Source organism: Brevundimonas sp. R86498 (genome assembly GCF_044598075.1).
In the GTDB taxonomy this organism is placed as follows: domain Bacteria; phylum Pseudomonadota; class Alphaproteobacteria; order Caulobacterales; family Caulobacteraceae; genus Brevundimonas.
In genome coordinates, this window is sequence record NZ_CP139004.1 from 389,566 (window position 1) to 405,356 (window position 15,791).

Sequence of the window (15,791 nt, forward strand, 5' to 3'; positions counted from 1 at the left end):
ACACCGGAAAGGGCCCGACTTGCTGTTGCTGCTGCTTGCCCTGTTGCCCCTGGTCGGCGCGTTGGCTCCGGCCCTCGCTATTCGGGCCGGTCGCAATGCCAGCGCCGTGGCGGCCGGGGCTGTAACCCTTTCGGCGATCGTCGTCCTCGCGGCCCTGGCCCCTTCGGTCATGGCGGGGCACACGGCCCAGGTGCGGATCGACTGGATCCCCCTTCTGGGTCTGAACCTGAACCTGTTCCTTGATGCGCTCGGGCTGATGTTCGCCGGCATGATCCTGGGCATCGGCCTGCTGATCATCGTCTATGCCCGCTTCTATCTGGCGAAGTCCGATCCAATGGGGCGGTTCTTCACCTATCTGCTGCTTTTCCAGGGGGCGATGCTGGGCATCGTCCTGTCAGATAATGTGCTGCTGCTGCTCATTTTCTGGGAGCTGACCAGCCTGTCGTCCTTCCTGCTCATCGGCTTCTGGCGGCATCTGCCCGAAGGTCGGCAGGGCGCGCGCATGGCTCTCGCCGTCACGGGCGCGGGCGGCCTGTCCCTGATCGCCGGCCTGCTGATCCTCGGCAACATCGCCGGCTCCTACGACCTGACGGTGATCCTGCAGAACCGCGAAGCGATCCAGGCCTCACCGCTGTACCTGCCCGCCCTGCTGCTGATCCTGGGCGGCTGCTTCACGAAATCGGCCCAGTTCCCGTTCCATTTCTGGCTGCCCCACGCCATGGCCGCCCCGACGCCGGTCAGCGCCTATCTGCATTCGGCGACCATGGTGAAGGCCGGCATCTTCATGCTGGCGCGGCTGTGGCCGGTCCTGTCGGGCACGGATGAGTGGTTCTATCTGGTGGCGACCACAGGCTTGGTGACCATGGTTTTCGCCGCCGTCGTGGCCCTGTTCAAGGACGACCTGAAGGGACTTCTGGCCTATTCGACCATCAGCCATCTTGGCTTTCTGACCATGCTGTTCGGTTTCGGCACGCCGATGGCCGCGGTGGTCGGCGTGTTCCACATCATCAATCACGCGACCTTCAAGGCCGCGCTGTTCATGAACGCGGGCATCGTCGATCACGAGGCCGGGACGCGCGACATCAAACGTCTCGGCGGTCTGGCGACCCTGATGCCGATCGCCGCCACCCTGGCAGTCGTCGCCGGCCTGTCGATGGCGGGCATTCCGCCGCTGAACGGCTTCATCTCCAAGGAGATGATGCTGGAAGAAGCCTCCCACACCGTCTGGGCCAGCCAGCCCTGGCTGGTCCCGGCGCTCGCCACGCTCGGTGCCACCTTCTCGGTCGCCTATTCGTTCCGCTATATCGTGCATGTCTATTTCGGGAAGCGGCGGACCGGCTATCCGAAGACCCCGCACGATCCCGGGATCGGGCTGTGGGGCCCGCCCGCCGTCCTGGTGGCCCTGGTCGTCGCCATCGGCCTGTTCCCCGCCCTCGTCGCCGGCCCCCTGGTCGAGCAGGTCGCGCGCGCGGTCATCGGCGGCGAGACGCCCTATTACTCGCTGTCCCTCTGGCACGGCGTGACCCCCGCACTGTTCATGAGTTTGGCCGCCATCGGGATCGGACTCGTCATCCTGATTTTCCATCGTCAGATCTCTGCCGTCTGGTCCCGACTGCCGCTCCCGGATGCGAAGTCGCTGTTCGACGGGGCTGTCGCGGGCTTGGGCGGTGTCTCCGTCGCCTTCACCCTCAGGGTCCAGAATGGCTCCCTGGAGCGCTATATCGCCTTCTTTGTCGGGACGGCCGTGGTCGTCGGTTTCGCGGGTTTCCTTGGCTTCGGCTTCGTGGCCGGAAACAGACCGACGACGCCGGCCTCGCCCATCGCGGTGGTCGGCTGGCTGGCCCTGCTGACGGCCACGACCCTTGTCGTGCTGAATCACCGGGCCCGCTATCTGGCCCTGATTTACATCGGCATTGTCGGCCTCGTGATCTCGCTGGGCTTCGTCCATATGTCGGCCCCGGACCTGGCCCTGACCCAGATTTCGGTCGAGGTCGTCACCATCCTGCTGATGCTGCTGGCGCTCAATCTTCTGCCCCGGACCAGTCCTCGCGAGAGCTCTCTGACCCGTCGCCTGCGGGACGGCGGACTGGCGCTGCTGGCCGGTCTGGGTGTCGGCGGTGCGGCCTGGGCGGTGATGACACGCCCGACCGGCAGCATCTCCGACTACTTCTGGGAAAACTCCTATTCGGGCGGCGGGGGGACCAATGTGGTCAATGTGATCCTCGTCGATTTCCGCGGCTTCGACACCTTCGGGGAGATCATCGTCCTGGGGATCGCCGCCCTGGGAATCTTCGCCCTGCTGCGGACGGCAGGCACCGGGACCAGTGGTCGACGAATCCGCGCTTCAACGTCCGAGACGCCCCTGTCACCCGAGCACCATCCGATGATGCTGGTCGTGGCGACCCGACTGCTGCTGCCTCTGGCGATCCTGGTCGGCATCTACATCTTCCTGCGCGGTCACAACCAGCCCGGTGGGGGCTTCATCGCAGGCCTCGTCGTCTCGATCGCCATCCTGATGCAATACATGGCTTCCGGCTTCCAGTTCGCGGACCAGAGGCTGCGCGCCGACCACCACACCTTGATCGGGCTGGGCGTCCTGATCGCGGCGGCGACCGGCCTCGGCTCGCTCGCTTTCGGAGCCCCGTTCATGACGACGGCTTTCGGCTATTTCAGCCTGCCCCTGATCGGCCGCTTTGAACTGGCGACCGCCATGTTGTTCGACACCGGCGTGGCCCTGACAGTCATCGGGGCCGTCCTGCTGGCCCTGGCCCAGCTGTCCCGGGTGGCCCAAAGCGCAGATGCCGACGAAGGCGACCAGGTGGATGCGGCCATGGATATCGATCCGTCGCGGTCCGCCTCCGGACCGGCACCCGGGGAGATCGGGCAGTGATCAGTCTCGAGTTTCTCGTGGCGTCCGCGATCGCCGTCCTGACCGCCGCAGGTGTCTATCTGACCCTGCGCCGCCGGACCTTCCCCGTGGTGCTGGGGCTGGCCTTCCTGTCCTATGCGATCAATCTGTTCCTGTTCGCAATGGGTCGTCTGGTGATCAATCGGCCTCCGCTCTACGACAAGGCGGCCGAGGCCTATACTGACCCCCTGCCCCAGGCCCTCGTCCTGACCGCCATCGTCATCGCCTTCGGCATGACGGCCTTCGTGGTGGTCCTGGCCCTGCGCAGCTATCTCGAGACCGGGATCGACAGGGTCGACGGCCGACCCGACACGGAGGGCCCGGCATGAGCCTGATCGTCTCCTGGTGGGTGGTCGCCAGCCTCATCCTGCCGGCGGTCATGGCGGCGGGGATCCTGCTGCTGTTCCGACACAATCTGGTCCTCTCGCGTCTCGCCTCGATCGCGTCGGGCCTCGGGTTGCTCGTGGTCGCTGTCGTCCTGCTGATGGAGGCCAACGGCGGCACGATCCAGAGCTATGCCCTGGGCAACTGGCGAGCGCCATTCGGCATTGTGCTGGTCCTGGACCGGCTGTCGGCGATGATGTTGCTGCTGACAGCGGTGCTCGGACTGGCCGTCCTGCTCTATGCGATCGCCACCGGCACCGACCGCAAGGGCTGGCATTTCCATCCCCTGTTCCAGTTCCAGCTTCTGGGGCTGAACGGGGCCTTTCTGACCGGCGACCTGTTTAACCTGTTCGTCTTCTTCGAGGTGCTGCTGATCGCGTCCTACGGCCTGATGCTTCACGGACAGGGGGCCACGCGTCTGAAGGCCGGCGTGCAGTACGTCATCATCAACCTCGTCGGCTCTACCCTGTTTCTGGTCGCGGTCGGCCTGCTGTACGGCGTAACAGGCACGCTCAACATGGCGGACCTTGCGGTACGGGTCAGCGCCGCCCCGGCCGGGGACCAGGGCCTGATCGCCGCGTCCCTCCTGCTGCTCACCATCGTGTTCGGCCTCAAGGCGGCGCTGGTGCCGCTGCATTTCTGGTTGCCCGGAACCTATGCGGCGACGTCCGGAGCCGTCGCCGCCCTGTTCGCCATCATGACCAAGGTCGGGGCCTATTCGATCATCCGGACCCATACCCTGATCCTCGGCGAGGGTGCGGGGGCGCTCGCCTTCGTGGCTGGACCCTGGCTGTTGCCGGCGGCGCTCCTGACCATTCTCGTCGGCTTCATCGGTCTGCTGGCCGCACGGGGCTTGCGCGACATGGCCGCCTGGGCGGTCGTGGGTTCGATGGGCACCCTTCTCTCAGCAGTCTCCGTGTTCACGCCGGAGGCCATGGGAGCGGCTCTTTACTATGTGCTGCATTCCACCCTGGCGGGGGCCGCGCTGTTCCTCGTCGTTGACCTCATCGCCAGCAGACGGGCCCAACACGACGACGCGATCCGGCTGGCGCCCCGGTTCAGCCAGATCGAGATCCTGTCGGCCCTGTTCTTCCTGGCGGCCATCGCCACGGTCGGCCTGCCCCCCCTGTCGGGCTTCGTCGGCAAGCTGCTGATCCTTGACGGCGTGCGGGGGTCACCCGATGCCGTCTGGATCTGGTCGGTGATCCTGCTGACCACCGTGATCGGCGTCATCGCCTTCGCCCGGGCTGGAAGCATGGTCTTCTGGAAGAGCGCATCAGCCGTCGGCGAACTTACGGCCCTTCCGCAGCGCCAGTCAGGGGTCAGCCTTGCGGCCGCCGCCGGGCTGATCATGGCGTTGTCGGCCCTGACCGTGCTGGCCGGTCCGGTGACCCGCTATACAGCCGCGACGGCTGAGCAACTCTTCAATCCGGCCGGCTATATCCATGCCGTTCTCGGTCCACAGTCGGGAGGCCGTCGATGATCCGGCGCATTCTTCCCCATCCGGGGCTGAGCCTCCTGCTGGTGATCGTCTGGATGCTGATGGTCAATGATCTCAGCGTCGGAGCTCTGGTTCTGGGGCTGGTCTTCGGCGTCGTCGTGCCGCTGGCCACCAGCCGGTTCTGGCCCGGCCGGCCGGTCCTGCGGTTCGGTCCGGCCATGGTCGGCTATATCGGCGTGGTGCTGTTCGACATCCTCGTCGCCAATTTCCAGGTCGCCTGGCTGATCCTGACGCGACCCAATCGTGACCTGCAGTCCCACTGGCTGGTCATCCCGCTGGCGCTCCGGTCGCCCGAGGCCATCACCACCCTGGCGGGCACCATCAGCCTGACGCCCGGTACGGTCTCCAGCGACATCTCATCGTGTGGCCGCGCCCTGCTGGTCCACGCCATTGATGTCAGCGATCCGGCGGCCGAGGTCGCCCGCATCAAACTTCGCTACGAAGCCCGCCTGTTGAAGGTGTTTGCATGACCGGATCCATCCTGCCTCTCGCCCTTGGCTTTGCCTTTCTGTGCGTGAGCCTCGCCATCCTGCTGAACCTGTTCCGTCTGTGGCGCGGTCCGCTGTCGACCGACCGGATCCTGACGGTCGACACCCTCACCATCAACGCGATCGCCCTGATCGTGCTGTTCGGGATCGCCCAGGCCACGGCCAGCTATTTCGAGGCTGTGATGCTTCTGGCGATGGTCGGCTTCATCGGCACGGTGGCCTACTGCAAATTCCTGCTGCGCGGGGACATCGTCGAATGACCCTCGCGGCGGAACTGCTGATCTCGCTTCTGCTGGTCATCGGCGGAGCCTTCATCCTGGTCGGCTCCTGGGGCCTGGCGAAACTGCCCTCTCTCATGACCCGGCTGCACGGGCCCACCAAGGCGACCACCCTCGGCGTCGGTGCCTGCCTGATCGCCTCCATGATCTATTTTCCGGTGTTCAGCGCGACATGGTCGGCGCACGAATTGCTGATCACCCTGTTCCTGTTCCTTACGGCCCCGGTGTCCGCAAACATGATCGCCAAGGCCCATCTTCACCGCCAGGGGCGTCGCATCGATCCGAACCCGTCGGATGCCATCGTCGACGGCCTGCCCGCCGCGCCGGACGCCTCGGACTGGGCCACCTTCGCCGGTGCCCGAAAGAGCCCGGACCGCCCGGATCATCAATAGCCCCGGCGACGGCGTGATCGACTGCGTCAGCGCCCGGGCATCGGATGTGCGGTGGCCGCGCCGGCCAGTTCGTCGAACGCCTGGTGCTGGGACAGAAATATCCTGCCGCCGAGCGCTGCCAACAGATGGGAACGCTCGAGGGCGTCCATCACAGGGCCTTTCACCTCCGACAGGTGCAGCTGAACGCCGGCATCGACCAGGCGATGGTTTATCGCTTCAAGGCTTTCCAGCGCGGAGGCGTCGACGGCGTTCACTGCCGAGCACATGAGGATGAGGTGTCGGACGTCGGGATGTTCCGCCACCTGCTCCAGCACGAACTCCTCCAGCCAGCGGGCGTTCAGATAGGTCAGGCTCTCGTCGATCCGGATCGTGAGGACGGCCGGATCGGTGATGACCGAATGCCGTTTCACATTGCGGAAATGCTCGGTGTCCGGCACCCGGCCAACGATCGCCGCATGGGGCCGGGAGGCGCGCCAGAGATAGAGGGCGAGGCTGAGCCCCACACCGGACACTACACCGGGCTCGACGCCCGCCAGCAGGGTCACGGCGATCGTGGTCATCAGGGCCGCGAAGTCGGGTTTTGAGAAGCGCCAGATTGCCTTGGGGGACTTGATGTCGACCAGGCTCAGGACCGCGACGATGATGGTGGCGGCCAGGGTGGCGATGGGCAGGGAATGGAGCAGCGGCGTTAGCAGCAGGGCGGCGATCAGGATGCCGACGGCGGTGAAGGCTCCGGCCGCCGGCGTCTCGGCACCCGCATCGAAATTCACTACCGAGCGGGCGAAGCCACCCGTGACCGGATAGCCGCCGGAAAAGGCCGCGGCGACATTGGCTGCGCCCAGACCAATCAGTTCCTGATCGGGGTTGATCCTCTGCCGGCGCTTGGCCGCAAGGGTCTGGGCCACCGAGACGGATTCCACAAAGCCGATCACGGCGATCAGCAGTGCCGGCCCCGCCAGCTGACTCCACAGCGTCGGATCGATCAGAGGGACGGTGAAGGGCGGCAGGCTTTGCGGGATGGCCCCCACGACCTTCACCCCTTGCGCCTCCAGATCGAACAGGATCACGGCGAGGGTTGAGGCTGCGACCGCCGCGATCGGCCCGGCCTTGGCGATCAGGTCGGCCGGCCGGGCGGCGACGCCAAGGCGCATCAGCAGCGGCTTCAGGCCCCTGCGGACCCAGAACAGGAAGGCGACGCTGGTGACGCCGATGATCAGGGTCGGCACGTTGGTATCGCCGACGTTTTCGACCAGGGTCGTGACCAGCTCCGGCAGGGCCTCGCCGCTGGCCCCGATGCCCAGGATGGATTTCAGCTGGCTGGTGGCGATGATGATCCCGCTGGCGGTGATGAATCCCGACACCACCGGATGCGACAGCAGATTGCCGAGAAAACCGAGTCGCAGAACGCCCATGACTACAAGGATCAGGCCGGACAACAGGGCCAGGATCAGAGCGGCCGCGATGTATTCGGCGCTGCCCGGCGCGGCGACGCTGCTGGCCGCCGCCAGGGTCATCAGGGACACGACCGCCACCGGGCCGACGGCCAGGGTCCGGCTGGTGCCGAACAGCGCATAGGCGATGATCGGCAGGATGGACGCATACAGCCCGACCTCCGGCGGCAGGCCCGCCAGCATGGCGTAGGCCAGACTCTGGGGGATCAGCATGATGGTCACGATGGCTGCCGCGACCAGATCGTTGGTCAACGTCGACCGGTCATAGCGTCGGCCCCAGTCGAGGACGGGGAGGTAGCGAGAAAGTCCGGTCACGATCTCAGGCCACGTCACGTTGTCGGGGCTCGGCCATCCATTCGCGTCCCTTCAACATGCCGTTCCAGTACAACCAGGGCAGGGCCTCCGACTTCAACAGCCACGACAGGCGCTGGGGTCTGGTGCCCTCGATGATCCAGCTGGGGAAGCTGGGCAACAGCTTGCCGCCATAGCCGAACTCGGCCAGCAGGATCTTGCCCCGCTCGACCGTCAGCGGGCATGAGCCATAGCCATCGTAGACGGCGCTCGGGTCCTTGCCGTCCAGGACCGCGAGCAGGTTCTCGGCCACAACAGGGGCCTGTTTGCGCGCCGCTGCCATGGTCTTGGCGTTGGGGGTCGAACCGCCGTCGCCCAGGCCGAAGACATTGGCGTAGCGGATATGCTGGAGGCTGGCCGGATCGACATCAACATAGCCGGATTCGTTCGCCAGCGGGCTGCGGGCGACGAACGCCGGGGCCTGTTGCGGAGGCGTGACGTGGATCATGTCGAAGGCCCGGGTGACCTCGCCTGATGTCTCGCGGAAGGTGGCGGTGCGCCCCGGACCATCGACGGCGATCAGGGTCGACTCGAACTGAAGGTCGATGCCGTAGCGGCCGACGTACTCCATCAGTGGCGGCACGAATTCCTTCACGCCGAAGAGGACGGCGCCGGCGGTGTGGAACTGGACGTCGATGTCCTTGAGCACGCCGGTCCGCTGCCAGTGGTCGCAGGACAGGTACATGGCCTTCTGTGGCGCGCCGGCGCATTTGATCGGCATGGGCGGCTGGGTGAACAGCGCGGTTCCACCCCGGAGATTCTGCACCAGCTCCCACGTGTAGGGGGCGGTGTCGTAGCTGTAGTTCGAGGTGACGCCGTTCTTGCCCAGGGTCCCGGGCAGCCCGTCGATCGCGGCCCATGCCAGGGCAATGCCGGGGGCCACGACCAGCGCCCGGTAGCCGATTGTGCTGCCATCCTCCAAGGTGACCTGATCGCGGTCCGGTTCAAAGGTCGCGACCGCACCCCTGATCCAGCGCACGCCTGTCGGGACAACGCTGGCCTCCGCGCGGCGCGTGTCCCTGACATCGAACACGCCGCCTCCGACCATGGTCCAGCCGGGCTGATAGTCATGGGTCTCGCGCGGCTCGATGACGACGATGTCGAGCGTGCGATCACGTTCGATCAATGAGGCGGCCGTCGCCAGCCCGGCCGACCCGCCGCCAACGATAACCACATCGGCCCGCTCGGGACGCACACCCGTCGCTGCGGTCATCCGGGTCTCCAGCCGCGGCCTTAGGCCGGAGAGATCGTAGCCTGCCTCTGCCGCCGTCGCGATCAGGGCGTCGGCCGGTCGGGCACCGGCCTGGGTCAGGGCCCACAGCGTCGTCGAACGCGTCCCGGTCCGGCAGTAGGCCAGCACGGGTCCGTCGAGGCGCATCAGGGCATCGGCCATCGCGGCGACGTCGTCGTCACTGATCTTGCCCCCGACCGTCGGAACGTGGGCAAAGCCCATGCCGTGCATGGCGGCGATGGCCTGCATTTCAGCGGCAGACGGCTGGCCCGGCTCCTCGCCGTCCGGTCGATTGTCGATGATCGCGCGAAAGCCGTCTTGCGACGCCTGGGCGACATCGGCCTCCGTCAGTTGGGGCGAAACCGACAGCGAGGGGGTGAGGGCTTTGAACGGCATGGCGATCGTCCTTGAACGGCTGCTCGGGAGGGTTTGGGGTCAGCGACGCCGGGGCCGGGTGGACAGGCCGAACGGCATATAGGCCGGGCAGGTCGCCGTCAGACTGGTCAGGACAAGGACGACGGCGACCGCACCGAGAACCAGGGCCAGGGTGCCGCTGATCAGTCCGAGCCCATAGGCCCCGACCACCGCCGCGACAGCGACCAGCCGGATGACCCGATCAATTGTTCCCATGTTTTTCATGGTGCGTTTCCTTCGGAAAGGGGCCGGCGCGGCCGATCCGACCGCGCCGGACCGCCGGTCAGGCCGCGATCGGCCGGGTGGAGAAATACCAGTCGGTGTATTTGAAGCCCTCGCCCTCGCGGGCATTGGCGGCAGCGACCGTCTTCGGTGGAGAGACAATGGCGTCTTCGCCCGGCTGCCAGCCGGCAGGGGTGGCCACGCCATTGGCGTCGCTCGCCTGCATCGCCGTGACCAGGCGGACGATCTCGGGGATCGAGCGGCCGTTGCTCATCGGATAGTAGAGCATCGCGCGCAGGACACCTTCGGGGTCGATCACAAAGGTGGCGCGCACGGCCGAGGTGTCGCTGGCTCCCTCGTGGATCATGCCGTAGGCACGGGCCACGTCCATCTTCAGGTCTTCAATGATGGGGAAGGGGATCTCGACGCCGAACTTCTCGGCGATGTTCCGGGTCCAGGCGATGTGGGAAAAAATGCTGTCGATCGACAGACCCAGCAGTTCGCAGTTCTTCGCTTTCAGCTCGGCGGCGACCCCGGCGAAGCCGATGAACTCGGTGGTGCAGACCGGCGTGAAATCGGACGGGTGCGAGAACAGCACCAGCCACTGGCCCTTGTAGTCCGCCAGCGAGCGGTCTCCGTGCGTGGTCCTGGCCAGGAAGTTCGGGGCGGGCGCGTTCAGGCGCGGCAGGCCAACGGTGGATTGGGTCTCAGACATTGGATGTCTCCAGTTTGGGCTGCTTCACCGGGGCGGCGGGCAGCAGGCGGTGCAGGATCATCCCGCCCAGCATCGCCACGACGAAGATGGCGGCGGGGGCCGGGGCGATGGCCAGGTTGGCAATGGCGGGACCCGGGCAGAGCCCGGCGACACCCCAGCCGATGCCAAACAGGGCGGCCCCGCCGATCAGCCGGGGGTCGAGATCGCGGGTCGTGGGCAGGGTGAACCGCTCGGCTGCGACGGGGGAGCTCATCCGCTTCTGGATGCGCCAGGCGACGGCCATCGGAATCAGGGCCCCGCCCATGACGAAGGCCAGCGTCGGGTCCCAGGCACCGAACAGGTCGAGGAAACCGCGCACGCGCTGCGGATCAGCCATACCCGATACGGCCAGACCGGCTCCGAACAGGGTGCCCGCGATCAGGGCGAAGGCGATCGGGCGCTTCACAGGCCCAGCCCCATGGCGTTCATGGCGGCAACGGTCGCGAACCCCGCTACCATGAAGGTCCCGGTTGCTACCAGCGATCGGGCCGAGAGCCGCGACATGCCACAGACGCCGTGACCGCTCGTGCAACCGCTGCCCAGTCGGGTGCCGAAGCCGACCAGAAGTCCGCCCACGATCAGGGCAATGAGGCCCTGCTCGAAACGGACCAGGACGGGTCCGGCCAGGAGGGCGACGAGTGCGGCCCCAAGCGGAAGGCCGATCACGAAGGCAATCGACAGAGGTCTCGGTGCGCCGTCGACGGTGATGCCGGTCGCCCGCGCGGCAAGGCCGCTGACACCGGCTATGCGCCCAAGGCCCAGCAGCATGATGGCCGAGGATGTCCCGATCATCAGGCCGCCGATCAGGCCCTGCACCGGCAGGGCATTGGCGAGGAGATCGCTCATCACAGCACGTCCAGCGGAAGCTTGAGGTAGCGTGTGCCGTTCGATTCCGGCTCGGGCAGATGCCCACCTCGAATGTTCACCTGGATCGAGGGCAGGATCAGCTTGGGCATGGACAGGGTTGCGTCGCGGGCGTCCCGCATGGCCACGAAATCGTCCTCGCCGACACCTTCATGGACATGGACATTGCCCGTGCGCTGGGCACCGACCGTGGTCTCCCAGGCGAACGTATCCCGTCCGGCGGCCTTGTAGTCGTGGCAGAGGAACAGCCGGGTCTCGTCGGGCAGCGCCATCAGACGGCGGATGGAGCGATAGAGTTGCCGGGAATCCCCGCCCGGGAAATCAGCCCGGGCCGTGCCGTAGTCGGGCATGAACAGGGTGTCGCCTGTGAAGACGGCGTCGCCGATCACGTAGGCGAGATCCGCCGGCGTATGGCCCGGGACGTGCAGGGCCATCGCCTCGATCCCGCCGATCGCGAACCGATCGCCGTCCTCGAACAGGCGATCGAACTCCGAGCCGTCGCGCGCGAACTCGGTCCCGGCGTTGAAGATTTTGCCGAAGACATTCTGGACGTGGATGATCTCCCGACCGATCGCGAGCAGGCCGCCCAGGTGTGCCTTCAGATAGGGCGCGGCCGACAGATGATCGGCGTGGGCGTGGGTTTCCAGCAGCCATGTGACGGTCAGGCCTTCGCTCTTCACATGGGCGATGATGGCGTCGGCCGAGGCGAACGAGGTCCGGCCTGCCGCCGCGTCAAAGTCCAGCACGCTGTCGATGACGGCGGCTTCGCGGGTCACAGGATCATGAACAACGTAGCTGACGGTGTTGGTCGGCTCGTCGAAGAAGCTCTTCACAACGGGCGTCAGGCCTGCACGCGCGCTCCCGACGATCCCGGCGGCTTGCTGAAGGTTGGCATCGGTCATGTCGCTCTCTCGCATTCGATTTCTTGATTACATTATCTCTGTAATCGTGTATTTGGGTTGCGTCAACCGAATTGGAATGCGAACCAGCCGCGATGATCGATCAGACCTCCCTGTCCCGGGCCCTGGCCCCTCGCCCCCTGCGCATCGGCGATGTCGCTCCGGACTTCCGTGCCCGATCGACCCTGGGCGAGGTCCGGCTCTCGGACTATCGCGGCCGATGGCTGGTCTTCTTTTCTCACCCGGCGGATTTCACTCCGGTCTGCACCAGCGAGTTCGTGGCCATCGCCGGGGCCGCCGAGGCGTTCGGCGCGCTGGACTGCGGACTGCTAGGCCTGTCGGTAGACAGCCTCTATTCACATCTGGCCTGGGTCAGGGCGATCCGGCAGAGATTCGACGTGACCATTCCCTTCCCGATCGTCGAGGATCCGTCGATGGCGATTGGCCGCGCCTACGGGATGATCGAGCCCGACGCTGACGACTCCTCTGCCGTGCGCGGCACCTATTTCATCGACCCCGACGGGGTCATTCGCGCCATGACCTGGTATCCGCTCAATGTCGGCCGGTCGGTGGATGAGATGCTGCGCATGGTCGCGGCGCTACAGCGCACGGCCGGGGACGACGTACTGGCCCCCGAAGGCTGGCGTCCGGGCGACGATCTGCTGGTACCGCCGCCGCAGGATCAGCACGCCGCGCTCGCCGGTGATGGTGACCACTGGTTCTACCAGACCCGGGCCGACGCCGGATGACCCTCTATGCATCCCGCCCTGCAGCCGACCTCGCGGCCGAGCGGCTGAAGGTCTACGCCCAGCCGCAGCGCCTGATGATCCTGTCCCGGTTGATCGATGGCGAACACACGGTCAGCGAGATCGACGAGGCGACCGGGATCGGACAGCCTGCGCTGAGCCAACAGCTGGCTGAACTGCGCCGGGCCGAGGTCGTCCTGACCCGCCGCGAGGCCAAGCAAATCTACTATCGGCTGGCCGATGAGAATGTGATGATCTGCGTCCGCGGGCTCGAAGCGATGTTTGGCGGAACCGGGAGTGCCGCCGACGCCCTGACAAGGGCATTGGGAAAGGCTGGACAGGTCACGCCGCCCCAGCGCCCGACCGGGGCCGCCGCCTTCGCCCGCGTCGACTGACGCTTTTCCGATCGATCAGCGATCTGAAGGTAAGGGCAGCAGGAAGACGCGTTCGTAGCCGTCTCCATCTGTGATCGGAAAGGCGACATAGTCCTCGCCTGACGTCCGGATCAAATCCCTGACGACATCGCTGAACTCGTCTCGCAGCCCATCATGAGCGACGAGAAGAACCCCCTCGCCTTCGGGCTCAATACTGTAGGCCGGGGATTTATTCCGGAGTGTGTCGAGCAGCCGTCCCATATCGGTGGGCTAACATCGTTGGGCCGCGTTTTTAACCGGCTCCAGAGATTTTGATCGCTGGGCAATCGGCCAGAAGATCAGACTAGGGCCTGTCCAGCAAATCTTCTGATGGCGTCCGGATCAGCCGCATGTCGGAGTTCGGCAGCCCTATACCCGCCTGTCGAACCAGATCGACGACCTGCCTGCGCACGAGCGAGGCGGTGTCCTGGAAATCGGTGCGCCGGGAGTCGGTCCAGAAGGCAAGGTCGAACTCGATATCGGACGCATCGAGCGTCCGGACCCGCAACCGGGGCGGTGGTGCGTCCAGAACCCCATCGAGACCGGCAATGCCTGAAGGCAGCAGCAAGGTCAGATGCCGGATATCAGCCTCGTAACCCAGCCGGAAACGGACATTGCCCCGGCGCACAGGATCGGCGGTGTTGTTGGTAATCCGCGAGGTGAAGACCTCGGCGTTCGGCACCAGTGTCACCCGTCCGTCGTATGTCCGGATCTGCGTCGCGCGCAGTTCGATCCGCTCGACTGTCCCTTCCGCAGCCTCGCCGATAGCGATCTGGTCGCCGATGTGGAACGGGCGCAGTGCGAGGATGAGCAGTCCGCTGACGAAGTTCGACAGGATGTCCTTCAGGGCGAAACCAAGAACCAGGCCGGTCAGGCCCAGGCCCGCCACGACCGATCCCGGGCTGAAGCCCAGGACGTCAGCCGCCACCACCAGACCGAGAGCCAGCAGGCCGAAATAGGTCATCTGCCGGATGAGGCTCTGTCGCGTCGGATCCTTGATGACGAACGGCAGGGTCCGCCGGAGGACCAACCGCAACAGCGCGGCGATCATCGAGAACAAAAGCACGACCAGCAGGGCGGCAGCCGCTCTCGGCACGATGCTGACCGTGGATACGGCGAGACGCTCCAGCGCGGCTTCGGCCGAGCCCCTCGCCTCGGCCCAGTAACGCCCGCCCGGCGACCGCCGCGCTTCGCGCGCGTCCACTAGGGCCTGATCGATTGAATCGGCCCATCGTTGGGCCAGGGCGGTCGGGGACGTGGCCTCTTCGGTCGCATCGGCGAGGGTGATGGTCACCACCGGTTCACCCCCGACCTCGATCCGGGGCTCCGCCCCGACACCCTCGATGATGCGCGCCGCCCCGGGCGGGTCGCTGCTATTGGTCAGGGCTCCCAGTCGGGTTTCGATGCGACGGGCCCGGTTGGAGGCCTGGGCCGGCGTCTCGCCGGTCAGTCGCAGCACCTCCCGTCCGTCCAGCCGCACGCCTGCACTGGCCTCCTGGGCCAGGGTGGGGCCGGGGGACGCCATCAGTGTGGAGGCAAAACCGAGGGCGAGCAGAAGCTGGCGGATCATGAATGTGACATTTGCAGACGCATCAGGCCGGGGCCATTCGGAAACGAAGCGCGGGAGGCTGACGGGTGCCCGGGGCCGGACGCGTCCGACGCCTGCTGATCCCGGACACAAAGAAGCGCGCCTCCTGCGAGACGCGCTCCATGTTTATGCAACGACGATCAGTGCGACGGGGACGCACCGCGATCCCCGATCCGTTCCTCGGTGACCCGGGTCTGGCGAACCTTGTCCTTGACGTCTGCCACGCGTTCCTCGGAGGTCTTCTTCAGCCCGACCTCTTCGATGATCCGCGTCTCCTTTCCAACGACGGCCTCTTCGTTGGTTGCGGTCATCTCGATCGAGCGTTCACGGAACGGATCGGCCTCGCCGGGGGCCAGCTTGCGGTCCACAGGTTTGCGCTCAAGCCCGACCTGCTCCTTGCGAAGCGCGATCTGTTCGTGAACCGGCTTTTCGGTGACATACGACCTGAGCCGGGTTCCGCCTCGGTCGACCTCGCGCTTGCCGACAACCAGCTTTTCCTCAGCGACGGTCAGTGGAGTTGTGCCCGTGCCTGGCTTCCAGCCGTCCTGCCGCCACATCGCCGAACGCTCATCCAGATTGATGGCGTTGGCGCTCTCGAGCGCCGTGATCGCCCTGTCGGCGGACGGCTCGTCCACGTCGGCGGTCAGCAGAAATCCGCCGCGGCGAATGCCTTCCTCATACGCCTGCCGGTCGTCGTCCGGCAACATGGCGTTCTTGATCGAGGCCCAGAAACCCAGTTCCTGGTGGGATGCGGCTCCGGAGCTGGACTGGTCGACGATCCGGATGTCGGACTTGTCGATGTTGGCGTTGCAGAGTTTGTCCCGGGCGCTCTCGGCGTCCGCTCGCGTCTCGAATAGAGCTGTGATTGTACGGGTCATGGTTCGTCCTCTTGTCTGATCGGGATTGA

At 66.1% G+C, this 15,791-nt stretch carries 17 protein-coding genes; 8 read left to right on the top strand and 9 right to left on the bottom strand.

Features of this window, described 5'->3' with window-relative positions:
* Positions 1-19 precede the first annotated feature (19 nt).
* The 6 genes from SJY26_RS01975 to SJY26_RS02000 are packed head-to-tail and all read left to right on the top strand — an operon-like array spanning position 20 to position 5,951.
* Complete coding sequence (locus SJY26_RS01975; RefSeq protein ID WP_396594490.1) at positions 20-2,890, top strand: monovalent cation/H+ antiporter subunit A; 2,871 nt, start codon at positions 20-22, stop codon at positions 2,888-2,890.
* Positions 2,887-3,237: a Na+/H+ antiporter subunit C gene (locus tag SJY26_RS01980; RefSeq protein WP_396594491.1), complete on the top strand. Its 351-nt coding sequence runs from the start codon at positions 2,887-2,889 to the stop codon at positions 3,235-3,237. Before SJY26_RS01975 ends, SJY26_RS01980 begins: the two co-directional genes overlap by 4 nt.
* On the top strand, positions 3,234-4,775 hold the full coding sequence (locus tag SJY26_RS01985) for a monovalent cation/H+ antiporter subunit D (RefSeq protein WP_396594492.1): 1,542 nt from the start codon (positions 3,234-3,236) through the stop codon (positions 4,773-4,775). Before SJY26_RS01980 ends, SJY26_RS01985 begins: the two co-directional genes overlap by 4 nt.
* Positions 4,772-5,263, top strand: coding sequence for a Na+/H+ antiporter subunit E (locus SJY26_RS01990; protein ID WP_396594493.1), 492 nt, complete (start codon positions 4,772-4,774; stop codon positions 5,261-5,263). The genes SJY26_RS01985 and SJY26_RS01990 overlap by 4 nt, the downstream gene beginning before the upstream one ends.
* Positions 5,260-5,541 carry a K+/H+ antiporter subunit F gene (locus SJY26_RS01995; RefSeq protein WP_396594494.1) on the top strand — a complete coding sequence of 94 codons (282 nt, stop codon included), beginning with the start codon at positions 5,260-5,262 and terminating at the stop codon, positions 5,539-5,541. Before SJY26_RS01990 ends, SJY26_RS01995 begins: the two co-directional genes overlap by 4 nt.
* Complete coding sequence (locus SJY26_RS02000) at positions 5,538-5,951, top strand: Na+/H+ antiporter subunit G (RefSeq protein WP_396594495.1); 414 nt, start codon at positions 5,538-5,540, stop codon at positions 5,949-5,951. The genes SJY26_RS01995 and SJY26_RS02000 overlap by 4 nt, the downstream gene beginning before the upstream one ends.
* A gap of 26 nt (positions 5,952-5,977) precedes the next feature.
* On the opposite strand, the gene SJY26_RS02005 is transcribed toward SJY26_RS02000, so the two are convergent.
* The 7 genes from SJY26_RS02005 to SJY26_RS02035 are packed head-to-tail and all read right to left on the bottom strand — an operon-like array spanning position 5,978 to position 12,140.
* Complete coding sequence (locus SJY26_RS02005; RefSeq protein WP_396594496.1) at positions 5,978-7,717, bottom strand: SulP family inorganic anion transporter; 1,740 nt, start codon at positions 7,715-7,717, stop codon at positions 5,978-5,980.
* A 4-nt stretch (positions 7,718-7,721) separates the two neighbouring features.
* Positions 7,722-9,380: a TIGR01244 family sulfur transferase gene (locus SJY26_RS02010; protein WP_396594497.1), complete on the bottom strand. Its 1,659-nt coding sequence runs from the start codon at positions 9,378-9,380 to the stop codon at positions 7,722-7,724.
* A gap of 39 nt (positions 9,381-9,419) precedes the next feature.
* Positions 9,420-9,623, bottom strand: a complete 204-nt coding sequence (locus SJY26_RS02015) for a DUF2892 domain-containing protein (RefSeq protein WP_396594498.1) — start codon at positions 9,621-9,623, stop codon at positions 9,420-9,422.
* A 58-nt stretch (positions 9,624-9,681) separates the two neighbouring features.
* Positions 9,682-10,335: a peroxiredoxin gene (locus SJY26_RS02020; RefSeq protein WP_396594499.1), complete on the bottom strand. Its 654-nt coding sequence runs from the start codon at positions 10,333-10,335 to the stop codon at positions 9,682-9,684.
* On the bottom strand, positions 10,328-10,780 hold the full coding sequence (locus SJY26_RS02025) for a DUF6691 family protein (protein ID WP_396594500.1): 453 nt from the start codon (positions 10,778-10,780) through the stop codon (positions 10,328-10,330). The genes SJY26_RS02020 and SJY26_RS02025 overlap by 8 nt, the downstream gene beginning before the upstream one ends.
* Positions 10,777-11,220 carry a YeeE/YedE family protein gene (locus tag SJY26_RS02030; protein WP_396594501.1) on the bottom strand — a complete coding sequence of 148 codons (444 nt, stop codon included), beginning with the start codon at positions 11,218-11,220 and terminating at the stop codon, positions 10,777-10,779. The genes SJY26_RS02025 and SJY26_RS02030 overlap by 4 nt, the downstream gene beginning before the upstream one ends.
* Entirely contained in the window at positions 11,220-12,140 is a 921-nt protein-coding gene (locus SJY26_RS02035; protein WP_396594502.1) for an MBL fold metallo-hydrolase, read from the bottom strand. The genes SJY26_RS02030 and SJY26_RS02035 overlap by 1 nt, the downstream gene beginning before the upstream one ends.
* 92 nt (positions 12,141-12,232) lie before the next feature.
* Between SJY26_RS02035 and SJY26_RS02040 the strand changes: the two genes are divergently transcribed.
* Together SJY26_RS02040 and SJY26_RS02045 are read left to right on the top strand one after the other, a co-directional pair.
* Positions 12,233-12,886 (top strand): peroxiredoxin, encoded by a 654-nt coding sequence (locus SJY26_RS02040; RefSeq protein ID WP_396594503.1) that lies wholly within the window; start codon positions 12,233-12,235, stop codon positions 12,884-12,886.
* Positions 12,883-13,278 (top strand): ArsR/SmtB family transcription factor, encoded by a 396-nt coding sequence (locus SJY26_RS02045; RefSeq protein WP_396594504.1) that lies wholly within the window; start codon positions 12,883-12,885, stop codon positions 13,276-13,278. The genes SJY26_RS02040 and SJY26_RS02045 overlap by 4 nt, the downstream gene beginning before the upstream one ends.
* A 322-nt stretch (positions 13,279-13,600) precedes the next feature.
* Here SJY26_RS02045 and SJY26_RS02050 read toward each other — a convergent pair whose 3' ends face one another.
* Both SJY26_RS02050 and SJY26_RS02055 read right to left on the bottom strand, forming a co-directional pair.
* Complete coding sequence (locus SJY26_RS02050; protein WP_396594505.1) at positions 13,601-14,866, bottom strand: mechanosensitive ion channel family protein; 1,266 nt, start codon at positions 14,864-14,866, stop codon at positions 13,601-13,603.
* A gap of 158 nt (positions 14,867-15,024) precedes the next feature.
* Positions 15,025-15,762: a YsnF/AvaK domain-containing protein gene (locus tag SJY26_RS02055; protein ID WP_396594506.1), complete on the bottom strand. Its 738-nt coding sequence runs from the start codon at positions 15,760-15,762 to the stop codon at positions 15,025-15,027.
* Positions 15,763-15,791: the final 29 nt, after the last annotated feature.